Origin of the sequence: Pedobacter hiemivivus (genome assembly GCF_004331685.1) — a bacterium.
Taxonomy (GTDB): Bacteria; Bacteroidota; Bacteroidia; order Sphingobacteriales; family Sphingobacteriaceae; genus Pedobacter; species Pedobacter hiemivivus.
In genome coordinates this window covers 1-1184 of record NZ_SJSM01000061.1, presented here as the reverse complement: position 1 = coordinate 1184, position 1184 = coordinate 1, and the positions used below count along the sequence as shown (strand labels likewise).

The 1184-nt window shown below is 38.6% G+C and carries 1 protein-coding gene; it reads left to right on the top strand.

What is annotated here, in order from left to right:
• The first annotated feature begins 107 nt into the window (after positions 1-107).
• Positions 108-1130, top strand: a complete 1023-nt coding sequence (locus EZ444_RS27070) for an IS110 family RNA-guided transposase (protein WP_131613011.1) — start codon at positions 108-110, stop codon at positions 1128-1130.
• Positions 1131-1184: the final 54 nt, after the last annotated feature.

The following is a 1184-nucleotide window of genomic DNA, read 5'->3' as shown; positions in this document are numbered from 1 at the left end:
GTTTTCCCTTAGTGGCCATATAACAATTAGGGTAATACCCATTATTAAGGACTTGGACCGATGGGGCAAAACTGTTAGGTCTTGCTACAAAATTATAATTTAAAACTATGAATGCGAGCAGTAATTTTTTTATTGGTATTGATGTCTCTAAACCCTTCTTCGATGCTTCCCTTATGGCGGTTATTGATCATCAGAAACAAAGTATTGAAACAGCCCGTTTCGACAACACCGCAGACGGACTCAAAGCCTTTGCAAAATGGCTTAAAAGCTTCAAAGTATCGATGGATCAGAACACCTTAGTGGTGATCGAAAACACAGGGATCTATCATCGGCTCATCTGGTCATTTTGTAACAAGAAAGGGCTGTCTTTACACATTGGCAATGCCGCCCACATCAAATGGAGCTTTGGTATTGCCAGAGGCAAAAATGACAAGATAGACAGTATCCGTATATGCAAATACGCTTGTAAAGAAGCCGACACTTTAAAAGCCTCAGCAGTCTTAAATCCTGTTCTGATGCAATTGAAAGACTTTATGACCTCAAGAACAAGATTACTTTCGCAAATCAACAGTAATAAACAGTATATCAAAGAACTTAAAAATATTAATGACCCTACGGTTCAAAAAGTAATAGAGCAAGCTCACAGAACAGCGATCGAAGGCATTGCCCAGTCCATTAAGGATATTGAAGCACTGATCAACAAAATTATAGCCGAAAATATTGAACTAAAGCACAACTACGATCTGCTAATCACGGTGCCTGGCATTGGCCACTTAACTGCCGTTTATCTGATCTCCTGCACCACCAATTTTTCCGCAAAGATCACTGGTAAGCAGCTCGCCTGTTATGCAGGTGTCGTACCATTTGAACATAGTAGTGGCATCAGCATTAAAGGGCGTAACCGCGTGCATCATATGGCTAATAAAGAACTCAAAAAACTATTCCATCTAAGTGCTTTAACGGTCATACAATACTACCCTGAGTTCAGGACGTATTATAACCGTAAAAAGGAAGAAGGCAAGCACCCAATGAGTATCTTAAATGCGATAAGAAATAAAATCGCACTAAGAGTAGTCGCTGTGGTGAACCACCAGAAACCTTATGTAAATAATCAATTAATTGCTGCATAATATTTTATAAAAAAAAAATAAAAAATACTTGTATGAATCATAACAATCATGCCG